Source organism: Cryocola sp. 340MFSha3.1, from assembly GCF_000383315.1.
Lineage (GTDB): Bacteria > Actinomycetota > Actinomycetes > Actinomycetales > Microbacteriaceae > Leifsonia.
The window spans coordinates 792,397-814,238 of sequence record NZ_KB911088.1; the positions used below are offsets into that span (position 1 = coordinate 792,397).

A 21,842-nucleotide genomic window follows, 5' to 3' on the forward strand; every position below is an offset into this window, starting at 1 on the left:
GTGTAGACAAGACCCGTGGGAGTGCGTGAGCTGTTGGGCATCGAGGCCCCTGTCGTGCTGGGGCCGTTCGGGGGCATGTCGTCCGTTGAGCTGACGGCGGCGGTGAGCGAGGCAGGCGGTCTCGGGTCTTTCGGCCTCTACGGGCTGAGCGCCGAGCGCATCCGGGCCGTCGGCGACGAGCTGCGGTTGCGGACTTCCCGTCCGTTCGCCCTCAACCTGTGGCTTCCGTTCCGGGCTCCCGGCGAGCCGGATGCCGGCGACGGCTTCGGTCGCGACGATGTCGAGCGCGCGATCGCGGCCCTGCGGCCGTTGTTCGACGAGGCGGGGGCGTCTGTTCCGGAGTGGCCGGTCGCGCCGTTGCCCGACTTCGATGCACAATTCGCGGCCGCGCTCGACGCCCGGCCGGCGGCGCTGAGCTTCGTCTTCGGGGTTCCACCGACCGAGGTCGTCGAGGAGGCGCATCGGCGCGGGATCCGTATCATCGGCACGGCGACGACGGTCCCCGAGGCGCGGGCACTCGAGGGCGGCGGGGTGGATGCGGTGGTCGCGTCCGGTTCCGAGGCGGCCGGGCACCGGCCCTCCTTCCTCGCAGACCCGGAGGACAGCCTGGTGGGCGGTCTCGCCCTGATCCCGCAGGTCGTCGACGCGGTGGGCATCCCCGTGATCGCCGCGGGCGGCATCGCCGACCGCCGTGGCGTCGCGGCCGCGTTCGCCCTCGGAGCGTCGGGTGTGCAGGTCGGTTCGGCGTTCCTGGCGACGCGGCAGTCGGCGGCGCCGCCGGTCCACCGTGACCGCATCCGGAGCGCACTCGCCCACGAGACCGTGCTGACCCGGGCGATGAGCGGCCGGCCGGCGCGCGGGCTGCCGAACCGCGCGGTGCGGACCATCGAGCAGAGCGGCGCGATCGCCCCGTTCCCGCTCCAGAACATCGTCACGGGCGTCTTCCGCCGGCGGGCGGCCGAAACCGGCGATGCCGAACTGCTCAGCCTGTGGATGGGACAGAGCGCCGGCTTGTCGCGTCACGACGACGCGGCGGACGTCTTCGCCGAGCTGGCCGCCGGGGTGCCGGGGCGGACCGAGGGGGACTCATGATCGCAACAGACGCTCGAGATCAGGTGAGCCCGACGCGGCCCCACGCGTTTCGGGTCGTGGGATCGCTGGTGCTCGGTGCCGTGGTGGGAATGCTGGCCTCCTACCTCGTCGTCGTGGCCGTGACGGCACCGATCCTCCCGGGAGCTTTCGTCATCCATCCGGTGTCGTTGCTGCTGACGGCGGCGGTCGCCGGCCTCGCGGTCGCCGTCGGATGGCGCTGGCCGGTGGTCGGACTGACGGCGGGCATCGTCGTCCTCGTGCTCGTGGCCTTCGCGCTGACCGGGCTGGGATGGTCGCCCTCGGACTGGGCGAATCCGTTCAATGCTGTCGCCTACGGTGCCCGGAGCGCCTACCCGACGATGCTCGGAGCCGTGATGATCACCGTCTCGGCCCTGAGGCTGTGGTCTCGCCGGACGCGATAGCGCGCATCCCGTGCAGCAGCACCTCACCCGGGTCACCACCGCCGACGGCACGGACATCGCCGTCGGCTCGATCGGCACGGGCCGGCCGGTCGTGTACGTCTCCGGCTGGCTGAGCCACCTCGAACGGGGATGGCAGCTCGCCGAGGAGCGCGCGTTCTACGAGGATCTCGCGCACGGGTGCCGGCTGGTCCGCTACGACCGGGCCGGATGCGGGATGTCGGGGCCGGCCCGGCAGCCTCCGTCGCTGTCGTCAGAGCTCGAGCAGCTCGCGGCGGTGGTCGCGCCGCTCGGCCCGGAACCGTTCGACCTCATCGGCGTCTCACTCGGGGCGCTGGTCGCCGTCGCCTGGGCGGCCGCGCATCCCGAGACCGTCCGGCGGCTCGTGCTCTACGGGGGCTGGGCGTCAGGCGCAGAGGTCTCACCGCCGAGCGCGCGCGAGCACGTGCTGGCCCTGGTCGGATCGCACTGGGGCCTCGGCTCGGACGTGCTCACCGACCTGTTCGCCCCGGATGCGTCCGCCGCGGCGCGGACGGAGTTCGGCCGGTATCAGCGAGCCGCATCGGATGCCGCCACGGCGCAGTCGCTCCTCGCGCTGAGCTACACGCTCGACGTGCGCGGGCTGCTGCCGCAGGTGCGCACTCCCACGCTCGTCATTCACCGGGAACGCGACCGGGCGGCTCCGCTTGCGCAGGCGGAGGCCCTGGCGCACGGCATCCCGAGCGCCGAGTTCGTCCTCCTCCCCGGGAGGTCGCACCTTCCCTGGGCCGGCGATGCAGAGGCGCTCGCCGCGACGATCCGGCGGTTCCTCGGCCTGCGCGCGATCCGGACCCCCGCGGGGACATTGACGCCGCGGCAGCGGGAGGTCGCGGCCCTGGTCAGCGAGGGGAGGACCAACCGCGAGATCGGCGAGCGGCTCGGAATCGAGGAGCGGTCGGCGGAGGGGCATGTCGAACGCATCCGGCTGCGGCTCGGCCTCCGGTCGCGCGCGCAGATCGCGGCGTGGTGGACCGCGCAGGGGGAGCGAGCGCCGGAGTCATCGCGACCGTGACCGGCGAAGTGGGGTAGTTCCCCGCCTGATCGGCGAGTGGATGCGCGGCAGAGTCGTCCCGACGGCATCCACGACCGAGGAGCAGGCATGAGCAGGACGACCACGACAGGTGACCGACAGGCGACGGGGTTCGCCCAGCATCCCGGACGCGGACGCTTCAACGCCGCCTTCTTCCGGCTGATGGGCCCGTACCTGGAGCGGTCGCTGCGTCCGCGCAAGCGACGCGTCTTCGCCGGGGTGGCCGGAGACGTCGCCGAGATCGGACCGGGGGTCGGCGCCAACCTCCCCTACCTGCCCGCCGGGGCGTCACTCATCGCCATCGAGCCCAACCGGTACATGCACGACGGTCTCCGCACGGCGGCCCTCCGTTCGGGCGTCGCGCTCGACCTGCGGGAGCGGACCGCCGAGCAGACCGGCCTGCCCGACGCCAGCGTCGACACCGTCATCTCGTCGCTCGTGCTCTGCTCCGTGAAGGATCCGGATGCGGTGCTCGCCGAGATCCGCCGCATCCTGCGCCCCGGTGGTTCGTTCCGGTTCGTCGAGCACGTGGTCGCCCCGAGCGGGACGCCGACCCGCGCCTCACAGCGGCTGTTCCGCCGGCCGTGGGCGTGGACGTTCGAAGGATGCTCGTGCGAGCGCGATCTCGAGCGCTCGCTCCGATCGGCCGGTTTCGCCGAGGTCGAGGTGGAGCACTACCGTCTCCACACGCCGTTCCTGCCGTTCAATCCGCAGATCGCGGGTGTGGCTCGCGCCTGACCTCGCTCAGTAGTCCTCGCGGCGATCCTGTTCGGCGTCGACGACCGGCTCGGCCTCGGCCAGCTCGCTCAGCGTCTGGCGCAGGTGCCGGGTCAGCCACTCGTTCGACGGCTCGCCGCCGGAGACGATGTCGTCGAGCTGCCGCAGCCGCTCGGACGCTGAGCCGTGAAGGTCGTCCATGATGTCCTCCCACCCTTGCACGGGCCCGGATGGGACCGCCTTCGATGAGGCTAGTACCGCCGTGTTCCGATGGCCATGCGCGCCGTGCTGCTCAGCTGCGGGATGCCGCCGTCTCGCCGCGCAGGATCGACGACATCTTCTTGCCGCGCGCCACCTCATCGACGAGCTTGTCGAGATACCGCACCTTCTGCATCACCGGGTCGTCAATCTCCTCGACGCGGACGCCGCAGATGACGCCGGTGATGAGCGACGCGTTCGGGTTCCAGTGCGGAGCGGTGGTGAGGAACGTCTCCAGGTCGACCCGGTCGGCGATGGCCGCCTCGATGCCCGCGTCGTCGTAGCCGGTGAGCCAGCGCGTGACCTCATCCACCTCGTCCTTGGTGTGCCCCTTGCGCTCCACCTTGGTCACATAGAGCGGGTAGATGTCGGCGAACGGCATGGCGAAGATGCGGTGGCTCATGGCGTCAACGGTAGCGCGCGGGAGGGGAAGTGTGACCGGTCGATCCGGGCTAGCGCGGCTGCTCCATCGGCCGCGATCGCTTGAGATACTCGCGCGAGCGGGCGACCTGCTGGTCGAGAGCGTCGACCGTTGTCGCCATCCGCGCCACCGCCTCCGTGCGGTAGGTGTCGATGCTGTCCATCGTCGCGAACACGTTGTCGAAGGCGCGCTGCAGCACCTCCACATCGACCGCCGACGAGGTCTGCTCCTTCTGCACCTGTTCGGTCTGCGTGCGGAGCACCTCGCCCGTCCGGCCGATGAGCGCGTTGGTGCTGTCGTGCAGGGCGCCCAGCTGGTCGATGACCAGCTTCTGGTTCTCCAGCGCCTGGGCGACGACGACGGCGGTGCGGAGGGCCGAGACCGTCGTCGTCTTCGCGCGCTCGACGCCCTTGATCAACTCGACGTTGTTCTTCTTGATGACGTCGAGTGCCAGGTACGCCTGCACCGAGACCGCGATCTGGGTCGTGAGATCCTGCCGGCGCTGGCGGATGGGGAACAGCGCCTCCTTCTCCAGCAGCGTCGCGCGCGCCGGATCGGTCATGCGCAGGTCGGCCGCCGCATCCACCGTCGCCTTGTCGAGGGCCGCGGTCAGCACCACGTACTCGTTGAGCCGCTCGGTCGTCTTCCAGAGGGACGCCCGTTCCTTCTCGATCTCGGCGTTGTCGCGGGCGAGCCACTCCTGCCCGTGATCGAGCGCGGCGACGATGCCGTCGAGCTGCTTCTGCGCCGACTCGAAACGCTGGACGTACTGGCGCAGTCTCCGTCCGCCCGGCACCCGGGAGAGCATCCGGTTGCGGCCGGTCAGGTGCTGGGGGTCGAAGTCGCTGACGGTCGCGCGGAGGTCCTGCAGCGTCCGGATGACCCCGTACTGCGGGTCGGTGCGCACCGCCTTGCCGCGGGCTGCGGCGAGCGAACTGGCCGGGCGGCTGAGCAACTGGCGGGAGGCGTCGCTGGATGCGCGCATCTCGGCCTCGCCCAGGTGCGAGAACCCGATGATCTTGCGCGTGAACGCCTCCGAACCCGGTTCGGCAGCGGCCAGTTCCCGGATGAAGTCGCGGGCCCGCTGCTCGAGCTCCGCCTCGCGTTCGGCCGAGACGGCCACCATCTCCACGGCCTGCTCCTCCTGTAGTTCCGGTACGGCGTCCGGTGGGCGCAGTGTGTCCTCGGGTGCCTCGTCCATGAGCCGCTCCCTCCGCCGCTGTCGTTGCGACGAGGATAGATCGCCCGGCGCGCCGCGTGGAGGGGTTGCAGCGAACCCCCAGGTGCGCTTCGGCGTGCGCTCGAGTCCTCGACCGCGGGACCAGAAACGAAGGTGAGCGGCTCGTGGCGCGCCGCCCGGAGCAGGAAACGGAGGACGGGGCGAGCCCGCGGCCCGACGAAGTCCTCCCTGCCCCGCGCGGCCGCGCTCCACTGTCTATTCGGCCCGTCGGCACCGCGCGTATCCTCCGGGGCCATGAACAGGACACGCTCGGCCGCGCTCACGGCCATCCTCGCCCTCGGTCTCGCCCTCACGGCGTGCACCCCGCAGGGAGGCGGCGTCCCGGGGAAGTGGGGGAGCACCGACCCCGGGGAACCGAACCTCATCATCAACGCGAACGGCTCGTACTCGGGGTCCGACGGCTGCAACACCATGAAGGGGACCGGCACGATCTCGGGCAACACGATCGATCTCGGCACCGTCGCCGCGACGCAGAAGGTCTGCAACGGAGTGGACACGTGGATGTCGACGGCCGCGAGCGGGAAGGTCGACGGCAACGTCATGACGGTCTACGACTCGTCCGGCGCGCGCATCGGCACGATCGACCGCGACGACTGATCGCCGTCCCGGCGAGCTCCCGGTGCTCCCGGAATGACCGCTTCCCGCGTAGCGTTCGACCGAGTGGATGCGTCGGAAGGAGCGGACGATGACCGACACGGAGAAGACGGCGACGGAGGCTGCGGAGTTCTACGCGGGTGTGGCCGCCGAGTTCCTGCAGCACTACGCCCGGGGGCCGCGATTCGTCGCGGTGACCGGGGGCCCTGCCGCGGATGAGGCCCGCGTGGCGGACGCGTTCGCGGCGGCGCTGCGTGATGCGGGCCAGGAGGTCGAGCGCGCCGGCGCCGACGCGGAGAGCGGAGCGGATGCGTTCCGCGAGGGCGTCGTGGCCCCGTTCCGCGCGCGCGACGGGGTGCTGGTCGTCGACGGTCGCGGTCTGCTGAACCCGGATTTCCGCGGATTCTGGAACTTCTCGCTGTGGGTCGAGCACGACCCGGAGCGGAGCCCGGACTGGTCGTTCGTGACCACCGGGCAGAAGGATCCGCTCGGCGCGCCGCGCGAGGTGGCATCCGTCCTGCTGGACGACACCGACCCCGAGCGGCCGCGCCGGCTGTGGGCCGACTCCTGCTGAGCACTCCTGCTGGACGAGCGCTGCAGCTGAGCCGGCCCTACCTCCGCTAGGCGCGGGGGCGGTCGAAGCGCGCGCCCTCAGGCTTCGAGGGCAGGATCGTCAGGACGAGCACGGTGATGCCGCCGACGATCGGGACGAAACCGAGGAAGAAGAACGGACCGGCCAGGTCGGCGTCGTGCAGCCGACGCCAGATGAGGGCCAGGTGGGGGACGATCGTCCCGAGCGACCACACCGCGATCAGGAGCCCGGGGATCCAGAACAGCGGGCCGGGCGTCGAGGTGCCGTCGTCGTTCACGGTCGCGCCCGCGAAGCCGAGGCCGAGGGCCAGCACTTCGAGCACGATGGCGACGATGACCGAGAAGAGGATCCACCACCAGTACTCGCTGCGGCTGGCGCGTCCGGTGAAGTCCGCGTACTTCGTGAAGAAGCGCTTGATGGCCTGTCCGATCGTCGCCCCGTAGAGCGGCGCCCAGAGCGGGGTCTCGCCGGTCGGAGCGGCGGAGGTGGTCGGGTACTGCGGAGACGTCACGAGGAGTCCTTTCCAAGACACGTGTTGTGTGAGGTGGAGCGGGCATAGTCAAGCGCATGGGAGCGCGCTGTGCTTCTCGTGTGACGCGGCGTGTCCGCTGGGGGTGGGAGTCCGTCGACGCCGACCACTATGGCCGCAATCGGCGTCGCGGAGTGCGGATGAGCTAGCATCGCCGAAAGCCGTGGTATTGGTACGCGGAATGCTTGCATATGAGGATGGTTCCATGAAGCGTGGGCGTGGGGTTGTGGCCCGTGTGGCCGTCATCGCCGCACTCATCGCCGCCCTCAGCGGGTGTTCGTTGATAGGAGACGCGCTGAAACAGAAGGCGACACCGGCCGAGAACCGGGAGTATCAGCTCATCACAGCGCAGAACCAACACAGCCGGTGGCCGAATATGGACGAGATCACCTTCACGCAGGAAGGCAGTATCGACGGTTCCGGCAGCTGGGCAGCCAATGCGATCGTGACCATCGACGGTAAGGACTACGACCGAATCATCGGCCCATACTCCGGGATCGGTGACGACATACCGGTTCCTTCCCCGGGGTTCGTAGGCGGCCCGCTGACCGTGCACTACAGCGACGGGACATCGGAGGTGTTCGAGTGACGCCAAGCGAAGCAGTGGCAGGCCGGTGTGCTTTTCCTCGCAGACGCACGACCGGCGGAGGTCTTGCGTTGACCGTCGCCATCTTTGCCGTACTCCTCGTTGGGCTTACGGGATGTTCATCGATAGGAGACGCCGTGAAGCAGAAGACGACCTTGCGAGAGAACCTAGAGAACCAGAGGGTCTCGGCTCAAAGGTTCATCAGCAATTGGCCGAACGTGGAGGCCATCGAGTTCACGCGCGAGGGCAGCGTAGACGGGTCGGGCGAGTGGTCGACCAATGCCATTGTCACCATCGAAGGAAGAAAATACGAAGAGATCATCGGTCCGTGGGAAACGGCGGGGGATGACCTGCCAAAACCGCCTGAGCGGTTGTCACCGCAGCCCGTGACCGTGAAGTACAGCGACGGTACGTCGGAGGTTCTGGAGTGAACACCGCAGAAGATGACGAATCGATTGCGAAGCGCGCGTACAAGGTTGATTCTCTGGCGCAAAAGCCTCCCCTTAGAGCCGGAAGTACGTTCTACACCGACAACGATGTGGCAAAGCAGAAGTGGAAGGTCATCGTCGTCTCGGACAATGTGAACGACGGGTTCCAGGGCATGGCCGTCGTCCCGATCGTGAATGGTGTCGAGGACTATTCGCAGGTCTCCATCGCTTTCGCGGGGACGAACTTCGACGATCCGCATGACATCGCCGCGGACGCCGGTGTGATGCTGGCGACTCAGACCGCTCAGGCGGACGATGCGAAGGCGTTCGCCGCAAAGGTGAAAGAGCTCGTGCAGACGGACCATCCGGAGGCGACGTTCGCGACCGTCGGACATTCCCTGGGCGGCTTTCTCGCCCTGCTGGTCGCTGCCGAGAATCGCTGGCCCGCGACGTCGTTCAACGGCCCGGATCCGTGGCGGGTCTTGACGCCGAAGACGAAGGACTGGCTGACGTCGCAGAACGCAGCGGGAACGAACCCGTTGAAGAATTACGTCAACCGTTTCGATACGGTCGGGAACGCGCTCGGGAACCTGACCGGTGCCGGCATCTTCGTCTACGACGAACCCGACGGCTCCCTTCTCGGCTATCACAACATCGGGAAGGACGACAAAGGTGAGCCGCAGGCCTTTCGCTTCGGACCCACGGGCGAGATCATCGGCGCGGGATGCACGGCGGTCGACCTCGGCGTGATCCTCTACAACCTGGATCAGACCGCTGCGGCCCAGGCCGTGTGGAAGATGCAGAAGGACTCCCCGTATCCCAAGGTGCTCGTGGCGATGGAGCCGGCGCTGGCGCTTGCGAAGAAGATCGGCGGGCTCACGGAGCATCTGAAGGCGATCAAGAACGCCAACGGCAGCGTCGAGTCCGACATGGAGGATGCCCTGCGCGACGCCAAGAACCTCTACGTATCGCTTCATCCGACGATGACCATCACGGACATCGAAAACAGCGTGGCCGTCAATCGGCTGGCTGTCCACGACAATCTCGACCGAGACGCGATCGGAGCCGTGGATTCGCTCGTGAATCGTCAGATCAGGATGGTCACGGCGCTGGAGGACGGTATCCACAATGCAATCGTCAACACGCTGGCACAGGACGTCCACGCTGCGGCGGCGTTCACATCCCCATAGCCGATGTCGCTACTACCTCAGGAAGGACGGCAGCGTGACTGACCATCGCCCCGGCGATCGTAATCCGATCGCCGACATCCTGTCCCAGAACGCGGGGCCGGATGCCACGCGCAGCGCGCTGGACGCTGAGATCCGCCGCGCTCGGGTCGACCTTCTCGATTCCGTGTTCCCGCCGGACGTCGTCCGGCGCTACGCGAGAATCAGAGCCGAGCAACTCGCGCCTGTGGCTGAGGCTGCCAGGCACATCTCCTCGGCGCTGGCCGAGGGCGTCGACGGTGACCTCCTCTCGGGGGCCGTCGCTCAGAAGGTGAAGGATGGCATCGCCGAGATCGCTGGGCAGAAAGACTATGCGCGGGGAATCGAGAGCATCGCATGACGGGTTATACCTCGCTCGCCGACCTCGAAGCCGACCAGGACAGAACGGCGTTCGCCGCGCGGCGCCGGATCGACGAGGCGGACGAGCACCTCGGCTTCTATCCCTCGCAGATCACGACGTTGCTGGAAGCGTTCTACGCCGTCGCGGAGCGCCAGGGCGTCACCGACCACCCAGACTTCCGGTCCCGATTCCACGGCGTGGTCCAAGACACTGACGAGAGTTTTCGCGCTGGCCTGCAGGTCGTCTCCGAACTGGAGGAGGACTTCCACCGGATGAGTGCCCGGCACCTCGATGAGCGTGAGGAATTCTTCGCCCGGCGCCAGGACCCCACCGCTCGCTGAGCCCAGGCGAAAGAGGACTCACCCGAGCGAGTCGAGCTCCTCACGGACGAAGCGCGCGAACTGCGCCGCGGCCGCCGACTGCGATCGGGTGCGGTTGCGCGCCAGGCCGATGATGCGCGTCGCTTCGTCCCGCAGCGGCACCGCCACGATCCCCGGCTCGGCCGGAGTGTCCGGGATGAGGGCGGCACCGACGCCGTCGCGCACCAGTCCGCGCAGGGTCGAGAGCTCCGTGACCTCGATGACGGGGTTCATCACGACCCCGTGCGCGGCGAAGTACGCGTCCGCGATGTGGCGGAGACCGGAGCCGGTGCGCAGGGCCACCAGGTCGTAGGGCTCGAGGTCCGGAACGCTGACGGCCGTCGCCCCGGAGAGGGGATGCCCCTCCGGCACGCCGAGCACCAGCCGTTCGGCGGTCAACGGCTCCCATTCGATCTCCGGGTCGCGCGGGTCGGGGCTGAGGAACGCGACGTCGGCCGCGCCGTCGCGCAGGGCATCCAGCACCGTGTCGGCGGTGCCGCCGCTCAGCACGAAGCGGATGTCGGGGAACAGCCCGCGGTACTCGCTGATGACCTTCGGGATGAGCCATCCGCCGAATGACGAGACGTACGCGACCGAGACGGTGCCGCCGGACGGGTCGCGGAGCGCCTCGATGCGCGCTCGCGCGTTCTCGAGCTCCGATTCGGCCCGCACCGCGTGCGCGAGCAGGATCTCGCCGTACTGGTTGAGCTCAAGGTGGCCGCGGCGGCGGTCGAACAGCTCGACGCCCATCTCCTGCTCGAGCCGTGCGAGCGAGCGCGTGAGGGTCGACTGGGACACCCCGAGGGTCTCGGCGGCGAGAGCCGGATGGCCCTCCGCGGCCAGCGCCCGGAAGTGGGCGATCTCGTCGATCCGCATGCCTCTCATCATGGCGTATCGGCGCGTTCCCCCGTGCGGTGCTCAAATGAGCGGTCTACCCCTGAACGAGTTTTCTGTACGTTCACACACGAGAAACAGTCCCGTTTCACGCCGTCCCTACGGTGGGCGCGGACTCATCCCACACCTCACCGACCGAGGAGAACAATGTCAACCAGATTCGGCAGGCTGGCGCGTGTCGCCGCCGCCGCGCTCGCGGGGGCCGGCCTCGCCGCCGGTTCGCTCGTCGCGAGCCCGGCGTTCGCCAGCACCGAAGGCACCGGTGTCGTCATCAACGAGGCGTATCTGTCCGGCGGGAGCGCCGGCGCCGCCTTCACGAACAAGTTCGTCGAGCTCTACAACCCAGGGGACAGCGCCGTCAGCCTGGCGGGATGGAGCATCCAGTACCGCCCGGCCACCGGCACCAGCGCATCCACCGGCGTCGTGCCGCTGACCGGCTCCATCGGCGCCAAGGGGTACTACCTCGTCGCCGGCGGGTCGAACGGCACCAACGGCCAGGCCTTGCCGACGCCGGATGTCGCGAGCGGCGCCCTCAACCCGAGCGGCACCACCGGCACCCTGGTCCTCGCCAAGACGGCCTCGGCGCTGAGCCTTCCGACCGGCTCGGTGACCGGCAACGCGGACGTCGCCGACCTCCTCGGCTACGGCACCTCGAACACGTTCGAGAAGGCGAAGGCCACGGCGCCGTCGGGCAACACCGACGTCAAGTCGCTGGTCCGCACAAACTTCGCCGACACCGACGACAACAGCGCGGACTTCACCCTCAGCGCCACGATCACGCCGCAGAACGCCGCGAGCGCGCCCGGCGACCCGGGCGACCCCGGCGACCCGGGCACGCCCGGTGACGGCACCACCGTCCCGATCGCGGAGATCCAGGGCACCGGCGACACCAGCCCGAAGGCGGGCACGACGGTCACCACCGTGGGCGTCGTCACGGCCCAGTACGCGACCGGCGGATTCAACGGGTTCTACATCCAGACCCCCGGGACGGGCGGCGCGGTCGACCTCGCCACGCACACGGCCTCCGACGCCGTCTTCGTCTACGGCTCGTCCTTCGCCGGAACGGTCGCCGCGGGCGACTACGTGAAGGTCACGGGCGCCGTCAGCGAGTTCAACGGCCTCACGGAGATCACCGCGACCGGCGTGACGAAGCTCGACGCGTCGACGGTCACCGCACCGGTGCCGGCGACGGTCGGCCTGCCCGGCACGGCAGCCCAGCGTGAGAGCCTCGAGGGGATGCTGCTCGCGCCGCAGGGCGCGTTCACAGTCACCGACGTGTACGCCGCCAACCAGTACGGCGAGATCGGCCTCGCCGCCGGTGACAAGCCGCTGGTGCAGCCGACCGAGGCTGCGCGTCCGGGTTCGCCCGAGTACGCCGCGGTCGTCGCCGACAACGCGGCCCGCGCGGTCACGCTCGACGACGGCGCATCCACCAACTTCCTGAGCGCGGCGAACAAGTCGAAGCCCCTGCCGTACCTCTCGCTGAGCAACCCGGTCCGCGTCGGCGAGCCGGTCGCGTTCACGAAGCCGGTCGTGCTCGACTACCGCAACAACGCCTGGAAGTTCCAGCCGACCAGCGAACTCACGCCGGCGAACGCCGACGCCGTGCAGCCGGTCACGTTCGCGAACACCCGCACCGCCGCCCCCGAGAACGTCGGTGGCGACCTGCGGCTCGCGACGTTCAACGTGCTGAACTACTTCACCACGACGGGCGACCAGCTCAGCGGCTGCACGTTCTACACCGACCGCGACGGCAACCCCATCACGGTCAACAGTGGATGCGACGCCCGCGGCGCCGCCGACGCGACCAACCTGAAGCGCCAGCAGGACAAGATCGTCGCGGCGATCAACGGCCTGAGCGCCGACGTCGTGTCGCTCGAGGAGATCGAGAACTCGGCCCGCTTCGGCGAGAACCGCGACTCCGCCCTCGCCAGCCTGGTCACCGCCCTGAACGCGGCGGCCGGCTCCGAGGTCTGGGCGTACGTGAAGTCGCCGGCGACCCTGCCGGCGACGGAGGACGTCATCCGCACCGCGTTCATCTACAAGAAGGCGAACGCGGCCCCGGTCGGCGACTCGAAGATCCTCGACGACCCGGCGTTCTCGAACGCGCGGCAGCCGCTGGCCCAGGCCTTCAAGAAGGTCGGAGCGAAGGACTCCTCCGCGTTCCTCGCCATCGTGAACCACTTCAAGTCGAAGGGGTCCGGCACCGGTGAGGACGCCGACCAGGGAGACGGCCAGGGCGCATCCAACGCCTCCCGCGTCAAGCAGGCCAACGCCCTCGTCGCGTTCGCGAACGAGCGCAAGACCGCACTGAAGACCGACAAGGTGCTCCTCATCGGCGACTTCAACGCGTACCTGAAGGAGGACCCGATCAAGGTCCTCACCGACGCCGGCTACGTCGACCAGGTCAGCACCCGCACGACGAAGGCGACCTACTCCTTCGGCGGAACGGTCGGTTCGCTCGACCACGTCCTCGCGTCGCCCGCGGCGAACACGGCCATCACCGGCGCGGATGTGTGGAACATCAACTCGGGCGAGTCCGTGGCGCTGGAGTACAGCCGCTACAACTACAACGTCACGAACTTCTACGCGGCCGACCCGTACCGGTCGAGCGACCACGACCCGATCGTCGTGGGCCTCGGCCTCACGCCGAAGCCGGTCACGCTGAACCTGCTGAACATCAACGACTTCCACGGCAGGATCGACGCCAACACCGTGAAGTTCGCGGGAACGATCGAGAAGCTCAAGGCGGAGGCGGGCGACGCGAACTCGCTCTTCCTCTCCAGCGGCGACAACATCGGCGCCTCGCTCTTCGCCTCGGCGACCGCTGGCGACATCCCGACGATCGACGTGCTCAACACGCTGCAGCTGAAGGCGAGCGCCGTGGGCAATCACGAGTTCGACAAGGGCTACGCCGACCTGACCGGACGCGTGAAGGATGCGGCCGACTTCTCCTACCTCGGCGCCAACGTGTACGAGAAGGGCACGAAGACTCCGGCCCTCCCCGAGTACGCCACCTTCGCCGTCGACGGTCTGACCGTCGGCGTCATCGGAGCCGTCACGCAGGAGACCCCGACCCTGGTCTCCCCGGCCGGCGTCTCGTCGCTCGACTTCGGCGACCCGGTGGAGGCGGTCAACCGCGTCGCCGGTGAGCTGACCGACGGCGACCCCGCCAACGGCGAGGCCGACGTGCTGGTCGCGGAGTACCACGAGGGCGCCGGCTTCGGCACGCCGGAGGGTGCGACGCTCGAACAGGAAGTCGCGGCAGGCGGAGCGTTCGCCGACATCGTCACCAAGACGAGCGCGAAGGTCGCGGCGATCTTCACCGGCCACACCCACAAGCAGTACGCGTGGGATGCTCCGGTTCCGGGAGTGGACGGCAAGACCCGCCCGATCCTCCAGACCGGCAGCTACGGTGAGAACATCGGCCAGGTGAAGCTGACGGTGGACCCGGAGACCGAGATGGTCACCTCGTACACCGCCCGCAACGTCGCCCGCACCACGGACGCGGATGACGCGCTCGTCGCCGCCTACCCGCGGGTCGCCGCCGTCAAGACGATCGTCGACAAGGCGCTCGCCGACGCGGCCGTGATCGGCAACCAGAAGGTCGGCTCGGTGACGAAGGACATCACCACCGCCTACCTCAACGGAGCTCGTGACGACCGCATGAGCGAGTCCACGCTCGGCAACCTGGTCGCCGACTCGCTGCTGTCCAGCCTCTCCTCGCAGGAGCTCGGCGGCGCCGAGATCGGCGTGGTCAACCCGGGCGGTCTGCGGGCGGAGCTCCTCTATGGCGCCGACGGGACGGTCACCTACGCCCAGGCCAACGCGGTGCTGCCGTTCGTGAACAACCTGTGGACCACGTCCCTCACCGGGGCGCAGTTCAAGCAGGCGCTCGAGCAGCAGTGGCAGCGCAACGCCGACGGCACCGTTCCGAGCCGTCCGTTCCTCAACCTGGGACTGTCGAAGAACGTCAGCTACACGTACGACGCCACCCGGCCGGAGGGCGACCGCATCACGAGCATCATCGTGAACGGGCAGCCCATCGACCCCGCCAAGTCGTACCGCATCGGGTCCTTCTCGTTCCTCCTGCAGGGCGGCGACAACTTCCGCGCCTTCGCTGCCGGGTCGAACACGAAGGACTCCGGACTGATCGACCGCGACGCGTGGATCAGCTACATCCAGAAGAACAGCCCGCTGTCGCCCAGCTTCGCCAAGCGCGGCGTCGGCGTCAGCGGCGTGCCGACCGGGACGCTGCAGCGCGGTCAGCAGGTCACCCTCCAGGTGTCCAAGCTGAACCTCACCTCGCTCGGCAGCCCGGCGAACACGAAGCTCGACCTCTCCTGGAACGGCTCGACCGCGATCGGCTCCGTGCCGGTGGATGCAGCGGGCAACGCGACCGTCACCTTCACCGTCCCCGCGGATGCGGCCGGCGCCAGCGCGCTGGTGCTGACGGCCCCCGACTCGGGCACGACGGTCCGCGTCCCGCTCACCGTCGCGGACGCCCCGACGAACCCGAAGCCGGGTACCGACCCGAAGGCGGCCAAGGAGTCGGCGCTCAAGAAGGCGCTCGAGGACAAGGTCACCGTCGACAAGGACACCTACCGCGCGGGTGACACCGTGCGCGTGACCGTCGGCACGCAGCATGCCGGCGAGTGGGTGTCGGTCTGGCTGTACTCGAAGCCGCAGAACCTGAGCGGTGGATGGGTGCAGGTCCCGGCGGACGGCGTGCTGACGCTCACCCTGCCGAAGGACGCGGACAACGGCCAGCACAAGCTGTCCGTGCAGGACGCGTCCAACAGTGTGATCGGCTGGACCACCCTCAAGGTGAAGGCCGACAAGCCGCACACGGGCATCCCGGTCCTCGACTGGCTGCTCGACCTGCTGGACCGCCTGTTCGGCTGGTTCTAGCACTACCCTGACGGACGCCGGGCACGCGAGAGCGTGTCCGGCGTCCGCGCGTTCCGGGCGGCTTCAGCTCTCGAAGTAGAGGTGCGTGTGCAGCCGGCAGCCCGGGTTGAAGGCGGCGCCGCACTCCGGGCAGTCGTCGGTGGCGAGGTAGTCGGCGATGGTCAGCTCGTGGCCGCAGACCCCGCACAGCACCGCGCGCTCGTCGCGGCGGTCGGCCGGCCACTGCCGGGCGGGATGGTCGGCCGTCTCTGCGTGGCACAGGTGGCACGGGTAGTACTCGCCGCAGCACGCGAACCGGATCGCGATCACATCGAGCGGCGAGTGGTAGTGGATGCAGCGGGTCTCGTCGTCGACGACGGGTCCCAGCACCCGGGGGCGGCCGTTCATCGCACGCCCCTCGCGGACAGCGCCTCGCCGAGCTGGTCGGCGTGCTTGAGCGACAGGATGAGGAACGGCACCGCGAAGAAGCGGAGGCCCGGCCGCGCGCCTCGGGCGCGTTGCGCCTCATGGACCTCGCCCGCGAGACGTCCGAGCACCGGCACCGTCGTCAGGGCGACGGTCAGCAGCACCGCGGCGCGCTCGGAGTCGAACCGCAGGCGGTCGAGCGGCCGCAGCCCGCGCTCGACGGCGTCGAGCAGGTCGCTGACGCGCGTGGTGAGCACCAGCAGGCCGGCCAGCACGACGGCGGCGGTCACGCGTGCGGTGTTCGACACCGCCTGCTCCGGTCCGAGGAAGATCAGCTGCGCGGCGATGGTCACGACGATGAGCCAGCGGAGCGCCACGACCTGGCGGCCCAGCTCGCGCATCCCGAGCATCCCGTCGCTTAGCCCTGCTACCGCGTACGCGACGATCGCGGCGCCGGCGGCGATCGCGGCCGCCCACCACGTGGAGGGGAGCAGTGAAACGGCGAGCACGACCGCGAGAAGCAGGAGCAGCTTCGGCCCGGCGGGAAGGCGGTGCAGGAGGCCGTCACCCGGACGGTAGAGGCTCAGCACGCCAGCGCCGCCTCGTACTCGGCGATGACCTCCGCCGGACGACCGACCGCCTCGACCCGACCACCCGCGAAGAGCACGGCGGTCTCGCAGCGTTCGGCGAGGGCGAGATCGTGGGTGACGAGCACCAGGCGGTGCCCGGCGTCGGCGAGCAGGTGGTCGGACACCCGCCGGGCGTTGCGGGCGTCGAGGTACGTCGTCGGCTCGTCGGCCACCACGAGCTCGGGCTCGCGGACGAACGCGCCGGCGAGGGCGAGCAACTGCTTCTGGCCGCCCGACAGGTCGTGCGAGGAGCGCTCGCGCAGGTCGGAGAGCCCGAACCGCTCGATTGCCGCATCCACTCGACGTCGCAGCTCCTCGCGGCTGAGGCGCTCAGGCCGGAGGGAGAACGCGACGTCCTCGGCGACGGTCGGCATCACGATCTGTGCGTCGGGGTTGCTGAACACGACGGCGACGCGGCGCCGGAGCTCGGTCGCCTGGCGCACGGGGTCGAGGCCCAGGATGCGCGTGACGCCCGTCGCGGGAGCGACGAGTCCGGCGAGCAGCCGGGCGAAGGTCGACTTGCCGGAGCCGTTCTCGCCGACCACCGCGATGGTACGGGCGTCGAGCGCCAGGCTGACGTCGCGGAGCGCATCCACCTGTCCGAGGCGCACGCCCACGCCGTCCAGCCGCAGGGCGGGGACGGCGGCGGGCAGGGGAGCGGGGGTGGCGCCGGTCACGGGACGCGCGACTCCGCGGGCGCGGCCGGATCTGCGGCGACGGCGCGCTGGTCGCTGACCCTGGTGCGGCGGAACGCGCGGGGGTAGGCACGCACGAGCGTCGTCACCACAGCCGTCGCGATGACCGCCTTGACCAGATCGCCGGGGACGAAGACGAGGCTCATGAGGGCCGTGGCATCGAGGGGCAGACGGGTCACAAGACTCTGTACCGGCACACCGAACAGGTAGACGACGAGGATGCCGCCCACGATCATCCCGAGCAGCGTGCGCCACCAGACGGGAGCCCGGCGACCGGCGTGCACGATCAGGCCGATGACGAACGCGCCGGCGATCCAGCCGAAGAGGTAGCCCGCCGACGGCCCGACGAAGGCTCCGATGCCGCCGTGTCCGCCCGCGAGGAGGGGGAGTCCGACCGCGACGAGGGCGAGCAGGACGGTCATGCTCAGCGCGCCGAGCCACGGGCCGAGGATGGCGCCCGCCAGCATGACGCCGAGGGTCTGAGCCGTGATCGGCACGGAGCCGAAGACGGTGACGCCGGACGGCAGACCGAGCACGGCGACGAGCGCGGCGAAGACGGCGACGCGGGCGAGATCGGTCGCGTCGAGGCGGCGGCGGGGGGCGACGGGGGTCGTGAGGGTCATGCGGGATTCCTAACCTGAACACTGTTCACCTGAACGGTGTTCACTATAGTGAGAACGTGGCAGGGAACGAAACCGGACGACGACACTCGCGCGACGATGTGGTGGAGGCGGCGCTGCGCATCCTCGACGACCTCGGGCTGCCGGACCTGACCATGCGACGGCTGGCGGCATCCCTCGACGTGCAGCCCAGCGCGCTGTACTGGCACTTCCCGAACAAGCAGACGCTGCTGGCCGAACTCGCCGACCGCATCGTCGCGACGCGGCCCTCCGTCGACGCGACCGCAGACGATGCCGACTGGGCCGATTCGGTGCGCGCGGAGGCGGCCGCCCTGCGCGATGCGCTCCTCGCGTACCGCGACGGCGCCGAGGTCGTCTCCAGCACCCTCGCGCTCGGCCTGGGCTCACCCGAGACCGTCGACCGCCTGGGCCGTGCGGTCGCCCGCGGCGGCTTCGACGCCGAGACCTCCCGGCGTGCCGCGACCGCGCTGCTGCACTTCGTGCTCGGCCACGTCTCGCACGAGCAGCAGCGCCTGCAGTACGACTCGCTCGGCGTTCTGGCCGCCGGCGACAGCTCACCGCTCGACGAGGACGACCCCGCGGCGGCCTTCGCCTTCGGCGTCGACCTGCTGGTCGGCGGCCTGGAGCTCAGTCGCTCCCGAAGGTGACCTTCCAGCCGCCCACGACGTGGACGGCGAGGTTGAACAGGGCGGCGAAGATCGCTCCGAGCGCGGACACCACGATCACCTCGAGCAGCGCGACGACGAGCGTGAACGTCATCACGTTGGGGAAGGTCAGTCCGGCGACGAGGTTGGCGCCCTGCGCCCCCGCGATGTCCTCGAGGAAGTTGCTGGCAGCGGCGACCAGACCGAACCGTTCGAGCGCGCTCCAGATGAGCAGGCCGATGACGACGGTGATGGCCGCGACGATGATGCTGACCAGGAAGGACATCTTCAGTGCCGACCAGAAGTCGATGTAGACGAGCCGCATCGTCGCGCGCTTCTTCTGTTTGCTGCCCCGAGACGGCATGCGGCCCCTCCCCATGATGCTTCCGCCGTCTCCGGCGTTCCCCGTCGGCCAAGTCTAGGGGACGCGCTCTCGCGCCCCGCGCGGGGCGTCATCCGAGAGTCCATACCGATCGTCCGGTTCTGCCGTAGAATAAGCATGTATTCCGGCGCGGCCGTAGCGGATTGGGGGCGCTGCGGCCGGGTCGGTACGGCTTCAGCGCGGAGTTGACGCAACACGCCGTCGACGGCCGCGGCCGGACGGCGTGTTGCGTCAACCCGATGAGTCAGCGAACCGGGGCTAGCGGATGAGGTCCGGCAGGCGGCGGAGCCGCTCGAGTTCGGCGGCGGGCACGATGCCCGGCAGCAGAACCGTCCACAGGTCGCGGACCCGCTCGAGCAGGTCCTTCCGTCGCGCGACCGTCTCCGACACCAGTTGAACGCCTGTGTACGCCGGGACGACAACGCTCGCCAGCATCCCCGGGTCGAGGTCCGGGCGCAGGTCGCCCTCGTCGACGGCCTGGCGGAACAGCGCTTCCGTCGTGCGCAGCCAGTCCTCGTACGGTTCGGTCACCGGCGGATCGAACATCGACACGTCGGTCGTGAGCCGGATGCCGGCCTGCACGACGGGATCGGTCAGCAGCTGGTGCGCGAGCACCGCGCTCAGCCGGACCATCGTCTCCAGCCCCGGAAGTCCCTGCTCGACGACCTCGGCTGCGGCGGCCATCGTGCGTCGGTGCTGCTCGGTGATGACCGCGCGGGCCAGCTCGTCCTTCGACGGGAAGTGGAAGTACAGCGCGCCCTTGGTGACGCCCGACTCTTCGGCGATGTCGGCGATGGAGGCGAGGCCGTATCCTCGGCGGCCGAACACCGCGGCGGCTCCGGAGACGATCGTCCCGCGCGTCACCTGCGCCCGCTCCTGCTTCACCATGATGGGCTCACGTTAACGCACAGTTGCTTTGAGGAGGATGCGGCGATTCACGTGCGCGGCGTAGCGTTGGCTGTGCCGGGCCGCCCGCCGCGGGCCGGAAGCACCGCATCCGAGTCGAGGGGAGACCGCCGTGCCCACTGTCGCCGATACCGCCGTCGAGATTCTGAGGGATGCGGGGGTGACGCGCGTCTACGGCATCCCCGGGGACTCGCTCAACGGCTTCACCGACGCCATCCGCCGGAACGACGGTGTGACGTGGGAGCACGTGCGGCACGAGGAGGCTGCGGCGTTCGCAGCCTCCGCCGAGGCAGCGCTGACCGGCGAGCTGGCCGTCTGCGCCGGAAGCTGCGGTCCGGGCAACACGCACCTCATCAACGGCCTGTACGACGCCAACCGCAGCCGTGTCCCCGTGCTCGCGATCGCCGCGCAGATCCCGGGCGCCGAGATCGGCAGCGGGTACTTCCAGGAGACGCACCCGCAGGAGCTGTTCCGCGAGGCGAGCGTCTACACCGAGCTCGTCAGCCAGGCGGACCAGATGCCGCGCATCCTCGAGATCGCCATGCGCACCGCCGTTGAGCGCCGCGGCGTCGCGGTGATCGTCGTGCCCGGCGAGATCTTCCTCGCCGACAGCGCGGGCCGCCGCAAGTCCGCGCCGATCACCTTCTCGCCGCGCGTGACCCGCCCCACCGATCCCGAGCTGCAGGCTGCCGCCGAGATCCTCAACGACGCCAAGCGGGTCACCATCCTCGCCGGCGCAGGGGCGGAGGGCGGGCACGACCAGCTGCTCGCGATCGCCCAGAAGCTGCAGGCGCCGATCGTCCACGCCATGCGCGGCAAGGAGTTCGTCGAGTACGACAACCCTTACGACGTCGGCATGACCGGCCTCCTCGGGTTCTCCTCCGGCTACCGCGCGATGGAGTCGTGCGACGCGCTCCTGATGCTCGGCACCGACTTCCCGTACCAGCAGTTCTTCCCGTCGAAGGCGAAGATCGTGCAGGTCGACATCCGCGGCGAGAACCTCGGCAGGCGCGTCCCGCTCGACCTGGGCCTCGTCGGAAGCGTGAAGGACACGGTGGATGCGCTGCTCCCGCTGCTGAAGGACCGCAAGGACCGCAAGCACCTCGACTCCTCGCTCAGCCATTACGCCAAGACGCGCAAGAGCCTCGACGACTTGGCGGTGAACGACCGCAACCGCACGCCCATCCATCCGCAGTACGTCGCGCGGCTGATCAGCGAGCTCGCCGCGGACGACGCCGTGTTCCTGCCGGATGTCGGCTCGCCGGTGGTCTGGGCCGCGCGCTACCTGCGGATGAACGGGCGCCGGAGGCTGATCGGCTCGTTCACCCACGGCAGCATGGCGAACGCGCTGCCGCAGGCGATCGGCGCCCAGACGGCGTTCCCGGGGCGGCAGGTGGTCGCGCTCGCCGGGGACGGCGGCCTCGCGATGCTGCTCGGCGAACTGCTCACGCTGCGGCAGAACAAGCTGCCGGTGAAGATCGTGGTCTTCAACAACTCCTCGCTCAACTTCGTCGAAGTCGAGATGAAGGCCGCCGGGTTCGTCAACTTCGGCACCAGCCTCGAGAACCCCGACTTCGCGCAGATCGCCCAGGCCGCGGGCCTCCACGGTCAGCGCGTGGAGAAGCCGGATGAGCTGGAGAGCGCCCTGCGGACGGCGTTCGCCCACGACGGCCCGGCCCTGGTGGATGTGGTGACCGCCCGGCAGGAGCTCAGCATCCCGCCGGCGATCACCGCGAAGCAGGTCGGCGGCTTCACGCTGTACGCGCTGCGGACGATCATGAACGGCCGCGGCGACGAGCTGATCGACCTGGCGGACACGAACGTGTTCCGTCGCCTGTTCGACTGACGCGCGTCGCAGCGGCCGC

At 69.6% G+C, this 21,842-nt stretch carries 25 protein-coding genes; 14 read left to right on the plus strand and 11 right to left on the minus strand.

Translation table 11 applies throughout. From position 1 onward, the window contains the following. Positions 1 to 21: 21 nt before the first annotated feature. The 4 genes from H284_RS0114840 (at position 22) to H284_RS0114855 (ending at position 3,318) form a co-directional block, all read left to right on the plus strand. Positions 22 to 1,092 (plus strand): NAD(P)H-dependent flavin oxidoreductase, encoded by a 1,071-nt coding sequence (locus tag H284_RS0114840; RefSeq protein ID WP_020076875.1) that lies wholly within the window; start codon positions 22 to 24, stop codon positions 1,090 to 1,092. Next, positions 1,089 to 1,514 carry a hypothetical protein gene (locus tag H284_RS0114845; RefSeq protein WP_231371253.1) on the plus strand — a complete coding sequence of 142 codons (426 nt, stop codon included), beginning with the start codon at positions 1,089 to 1,091 and terminating at the stop codon, positions 1,512 to 1,514. The genes H284_RS0114840 and H284_RS0114845 overlap by 4 nt, the downstream gene beginning before the upstream one ends. A 10-nt stretch (positions 1,515 to 1,524) precedes the next feature. Further along, positions 1,525 to 2,562 (plus strand): alpha/beta fold hydrolase, encoded by a 1,038-nt coding sequence (locus H284_RS0114850; RefSeq protein ID WP_020076877.1) that lies wholly within the window; start codon positions 1,525 to 1,527, stop codon positions 2,560 to 2,562. A gap of 87 nt (positions 2,563 to 2,649) precedes the next feature. After that, positions 2,650 to 3,318 (plus strand): class I SAM-dependent methyltransferase, encoded by a 669-nt coding sequence (locus tag H284_RS0114855; RefSeq protein WP_018192052.1) that lies wholly within the window; start codon positions 2,650 to 2,652, stop codon positions 3,316 to 3,318. 6 nt (positions 3,319 to 3,324) lie between these two features. Here the strand turns inward: H284_RS0114855 and H284_RS20935 are convergent, their stop codons facing one another. The 3 genes from H284_RS20935 to H284_RS0114870 form a co-directional block, all read right to left on the minus strand. Next, entirely contained in the window at positions 3,325 to 3,498 is a 174-nt protein-coding gene (locus H284_RS20935; protein WP_020076878.1) for a hypothetical protein, read from the minus strand. 91 nt (positions 3,499 to 3,589) lie between these two features. Further along, complete coding sequence (locus tag H284_RS0114865) at positions 3,590 to 3,958, minus strand: DUF2200 domain-containing protein (protein WP_018192050.1); 369 nt, start codon at positions 3,956 to 3,958, stop codon at positions 3,590 to 3,592. A 49-nt stretch (positions 3,959 to 4,007) separates the two neighbouring features. Then, positions 4,008 to 5,177 carry a toxic anion resistance protein gene (locus tag H284_RS0114870; protein WP_020076879.1) on the minus strand — a complete coding sequence of 390 codons (1,170 nt, stop codon included), beginning with the start codon at positions 5,175 to 5,177 and terminating at the stop codon, positions 4,008 to 4,010. Between the two features lie 273 nt (positions 5,178 to 5,450). On the opposite strand from H284_RS0114870, the gene H284_RS0114875 reads away from it, so the two are divergent. Together H284_RS0114875 and H284_RS0114880 are read left to right on the plus strand one after the other, a co-directional pair. After that, positions 5,451 to 5,813 (plus strand): META domain-containing protein, encoded by a 363-nt coding sequence (locus tag H284_RS0114875; RefSeq protein ID WP_020076880.1) that lies wholly within the window; start codon positions 5,451 to 5,453, stop codon positions 5,811 to 5,813. Positions 5,814 to 5,901: 88 nt separating this feature from the next. Further along, positions 5,902 to 6,384 (plus strand): nucleoside/nucleotide kinase family protein, encoded by a 483-nt coding sequence (locus tag H284_RS0114880; protein WP_020076881.1) that lies wholly within the window; start codon positions 5,902 to 5,904, stop codon positions 6,382 to 6,384. Positions 6,385 to 6,430: 46 nt separating this feature from the next. Here the strand turns inward: H284_RS0114880 and H284_RS0114885 are convergent, their stop codons facing one another. Continuing rightward, positions 6,431 to 6,913 (minus strand): DUF805 domain-containing protein, encoded by a 483-nt coding sequence (locus tag H284_RS0114885; RefSeq protein ID WP_020076882.1) that lies wholly within the window; start codon positions 6,911 to 6,913, stop codon positions 6,431 to 6,433. Positions 6,914 to 7,136: 223 nt separating this feature from the next. Between H284_RS0114885 and H284_RS20330 the strand changes: the two genes are divergently transcribed. From H284_RS20330 to H284_RS0114910, 5 genes are all read left to right on the plus strand, one after another. After that, positions 7,137 to 7,520 (plus strand): hypothetical protein, encoded by a 384-nt coding sequence (locus H284_RS20330; protein ID WP_029042961.1) that lies wholly within the window; start codon positions 7,137 to 7,139, stop codon positions 7,518 to 7,520. Between the two features lie 134 nt (positions 7,521 to 7,654). Continuing rightward, positions 7,655 to 7,948, plus strand: a complete 294-nt coding sequence (locus tag H284_RS0114895) for a hypothetical protein (RefSeq protein ID WP_020076884.1) — start codon at positions 7,655 to 7,657, stop codon at positions 7,946 to 7,948. Further along, positions 7,945 to 9,135: a Tle-like phospholipase domain-containing protein gene (locus H284_RS0114900; RefSeq protein WP_231371254.1), complete on the plus strand. Its 1,191-nt coding sequence runs from the start codon at positions 7,945 to 7,947 to the stop codon at positions 9,133 to 9,135. The genes H284_RS0114895 and H284_RS0114900 overlap by 4 nt, the downstream gene beginning before the upstream one ends. A 34-nt stretch (positions 9,136 to 9,169) precedes the next feature. Then, complete coding sequence (locus tag H284_RS0114905; protein ID WP_020076886.1) at positions 9,170 to 9,511, plus strand: hypothetical protein; 342 nt, start codon at positions 9,170 to 9,172, stop codon at positions 9,509 to 9,511. Then, entirely contained in the window at positions 9,508 to 9,852 is a 345-nt protein-coding gene (locus H284_RS0114910) for a hypothetical protein (RefSeq protein ID WP_020076887.1), read from the plus strand. The genes H284_RS0114905 and H284_RS0114910 overlap by 4 nt, the downstream gene beginning before the upstream one ends. A gap of 18 nt (positions 9,853 to 9,870) precedes the next feature. Here the strand turns inward: H284_RS0114910 and H284_RS0114915 are convergent, their stop codons facing one another. Next, a complete protein-coding gene (locus H284_RS0114915) occupies positions 9,871 to 10,746 on the minus strand; it encodes a LysR family transcriptional regulator (protein ID WP_020076888.1) in 876 nt (291 codons plus the stop codon). 165 nt (positions 10,747 to 10,911) lie between these two features. Between H284_RS0114915 and H284_RS0114920 the strand changes: the two genes are divergently transcribed. Continuing rightward, a complete protein-coding gene (locus H284_RS0114920; protein WP_020076889.1) occupies positions 10,912 to 15,675 on the plus strand; it encodes an ExeM/NucH family extracellular endonuclease in 4,764 nt (1,587 codons plus the stop codon). Between the two features lie 63 nt (positions 15,676 to 15,738). Here H284_RS0114920 and H284_RS0114925 read toward each other — a convergent pair whose 3' ends face one another. Genes H284_RS0114925 through H284_RS0114940 form a run of 4 tightly spaced genes read right to left on the minus strand, consistent with a single transcriptional unit; the run spans position 15,739 to position 18,027 of the window. After that, positions 15,739 to 16,062, minus strand: coding sequence for a CHY zinc finger protein (locus H284_RS0114925; protein WP_020076890.1), 324 nt, complete (start codon positions 16,060 to 16,062; stop codon positions 15,739 to 15,741). Beyond that, complete coding sequence (locus H284_RS0114930; RefSeq protein ID WP_020076891.1) at positions 16,059 to 16,670, minus strand: energy-coupling factor transporter transmembrane component T; 612 nt, start codon at positions 16,668 to 16,670, stop codon at positions 16,059 to 16,061. Before H284_RS0114930 ends, H284_RS0114925 begins: the two co-directional genes overlap by 4 nt. Further along, positions 16,664 to 17,386 (minus strand): energy-coupling factor ABC transporter ATP-binding protein, encoded by a 723-nt coding sequence (locus H284_RS0114935; RefSeq protein WP_020076892.1) that lies wholly within the window; start codon positions 17,384 to 17,386, stop codon positions 16,664 to 16,666. The genes H284_RS0114930 and H284_RS0114935 overlap by 7 nt, the downstream gene beginning before the upstream one ends. Beyond that, positions 17,383 to 18,027, minus strand: coding sequence for a biotin transporter BioY (locus tag H284_RS0114940; RefSeq protein WP_020076893.1), 645 nt, complete (start codon positions 18,025 to 18,027; stop codon positions 17,383 to 17,385). Before H284_RS0114940 ends, H284_RS0114935 begins: the two co-directional genes overlap by 4 nt. Before the next feature lie 101 nt (positions 18,028 to 18,128). On the opposite strand from H284_RS0114940, the gene H284_RS0114945 reads away from it, so the two are divergent. Further along, positions 18,129 to 18,692: a TetR/AcrR family transcriptional regulator C-terminal domain-containing protein gene (locus H284_RS0114945; RefSeq protein WP_020076894.1), complete on the plus strand. Its 564-nt coding sequence runs from the start codon at positions 18,129 to 18,131 to the stop codon at positions 18,690 to 18,692. Here H284_RS0114945 and H284_RS0114950 read toward each other — a convergent pair. Further along, positions 18,673 to 19,053, minus strand: a complete 381-nt coding sequence (locus tag H284_RS0114950) for a DUF3566 domain-containing protein (RefSeq protein ID WP_018192033.1) — start codon at positions 19,051 to 19,053, stop codon at positions 18,673 to 18,675. The two genes, H284_RS0114945 and H284_RS0114950, sit on opposite strands and share 20 nt — an antisense overlap. 276 nt (positions 19,054 to 19,329) lie before the next feature. Beyond that, a complete protein-coding gene (locus tag H284_RS0114955) occupies positions 19,330 to 19,959 on the minus strand; it encodes a ScbR family autoregulator-binding transcription factor (protein WP_020076895.1) in 630 nt (209 codons plus the stop codon). A gap of 130 nt (positions 19,960 to 20,089) precedes the next feature. Between H284_RS0114955 and poxB the strand changes: the two genes are divergently transcribed. Then, positions 20,090 to 21,823 (plus strand): ubiquinone-dependent pyruvate dehydrogenase, encoded by a 1,734-nt coding sequence (poxB, locus tag H284_RS0114960; protein WP_029042963.1) that lies wholly within the window; start codon positions 20,090 to 20,092, stop codon positions 21,821 to 21,823. Positions 21,824 to 21,842 lie beyond the last annotated feature (19 nt).

Excerpts from the sequence above, each read along its gene's own strand:
- H284_RS0114845 (WP_231371253.1), top strand. The coding sequence starts at position 1,089 with ATGATCGCAACAGACGCTCGAGATCAGGTGAGCCCGACGCGGCCCCAC.
- H284_RS0114855 (WP_018192052.1), top strand. The coding sequence starts at position 2,650 with ATGAGCAGGACGACCACGACAGGTGACCGACAGGCGACGGGGTTCGCC.
- H284_RS20935 (WP_020076878.1), bottom strand. The coding sequence starts at position 3,498 with ATGGACGACCTTCACGGCTCAGCGTCCGAGCGGCTGCGGCAGCTCGAC.
- H284_RS0114865 (WP_018192050.1), bottom strand. The coding sequence starts at position 3,958 with ATGAGCCACCGCATCTTCGCCATGCCGTTCGCCGACATCTACCCGCTC.
- H284_RS0114870 (WP_020076879.1), bottom strand. The coding sequence starts at position 5,177 with ATGGACGAGGCACCCGAGGACACACTGCGCCCACCGGACGCCGTACCG.
- H284_RS0114875 (WP_020076880.1), top strand. The coding sequence starts at position 5,451 with ATGAACAGGACACGCTCGGCCGCGCTCACGGCCATCCTCGCCCTCGGT.
- H284_RS0114880 (WP_020076881.1), top strand. The coding sequence starts at position 5,902 with ATGACCGACACGGAGAAGACGGCGACGGAGGCTGCGGAGTTCTACGCG.
- H284_RS20330 (WP_029042961.1), top strand. The coding sequence starts at position 7,137 with ATGAAGCGTGGGCGTGGGGTTGTGGCCCGTGTGGCCGTCATCGCCGCA.
- H284_RS0114910 (WP_020076887.1), top strand. The coding sequence starts at position 9,508 with ATGACGGGTTATACCTCGCTCGCCGACCTCGAAGCCGACCAGGACAGA.
- H284_RS0114915 (WP_020076888.1), bottom strand. The coding sequence starts at position 10,746 with ATGCGGATCGACGAGATCGCCCACTTCCGGGCGCTGGCCGCGGAGGGC.
- H284_RS0114920 (WP_020076889.1), top strand. The coding sequence starts at position 10,912 with ATGTCAACCAGATTCGGCAGGCTGGCGCGTGTCGCCGCCGCCGCGCTC.
- H284_RS0114925 (WP_020076890.1), bottom strand. The coding sequence starts at position 16,062 with ATGAACGGCCGCCCCCGGGTGCTGGGACCCGTCGTCGACGACGAGACC.
- H284_RS0114940 (WP_020076893.1), bottom strand. The coding sequence starts at position 18,027 with ATGACCCTCACGACCCCCGTCGCCCCCCGCCGCCGCCTCGACGCGACC.
- H284_RS0114950 (WP_018192033.1), bottom strand. The coding sequence starts at position 19,053 with ATGCCGTCTCGGGGCAGCAAACAGAAGAAGCGCGCGACGATGCGGCTC.
- H284_RS0114955 (WP_020076895.1), bottom strand. The coding sequence starts at position 19,959 with ATGGTGAAGCAGGAGCGGGCGCAGGTGACGCGCGGGACGATCGTCTCC.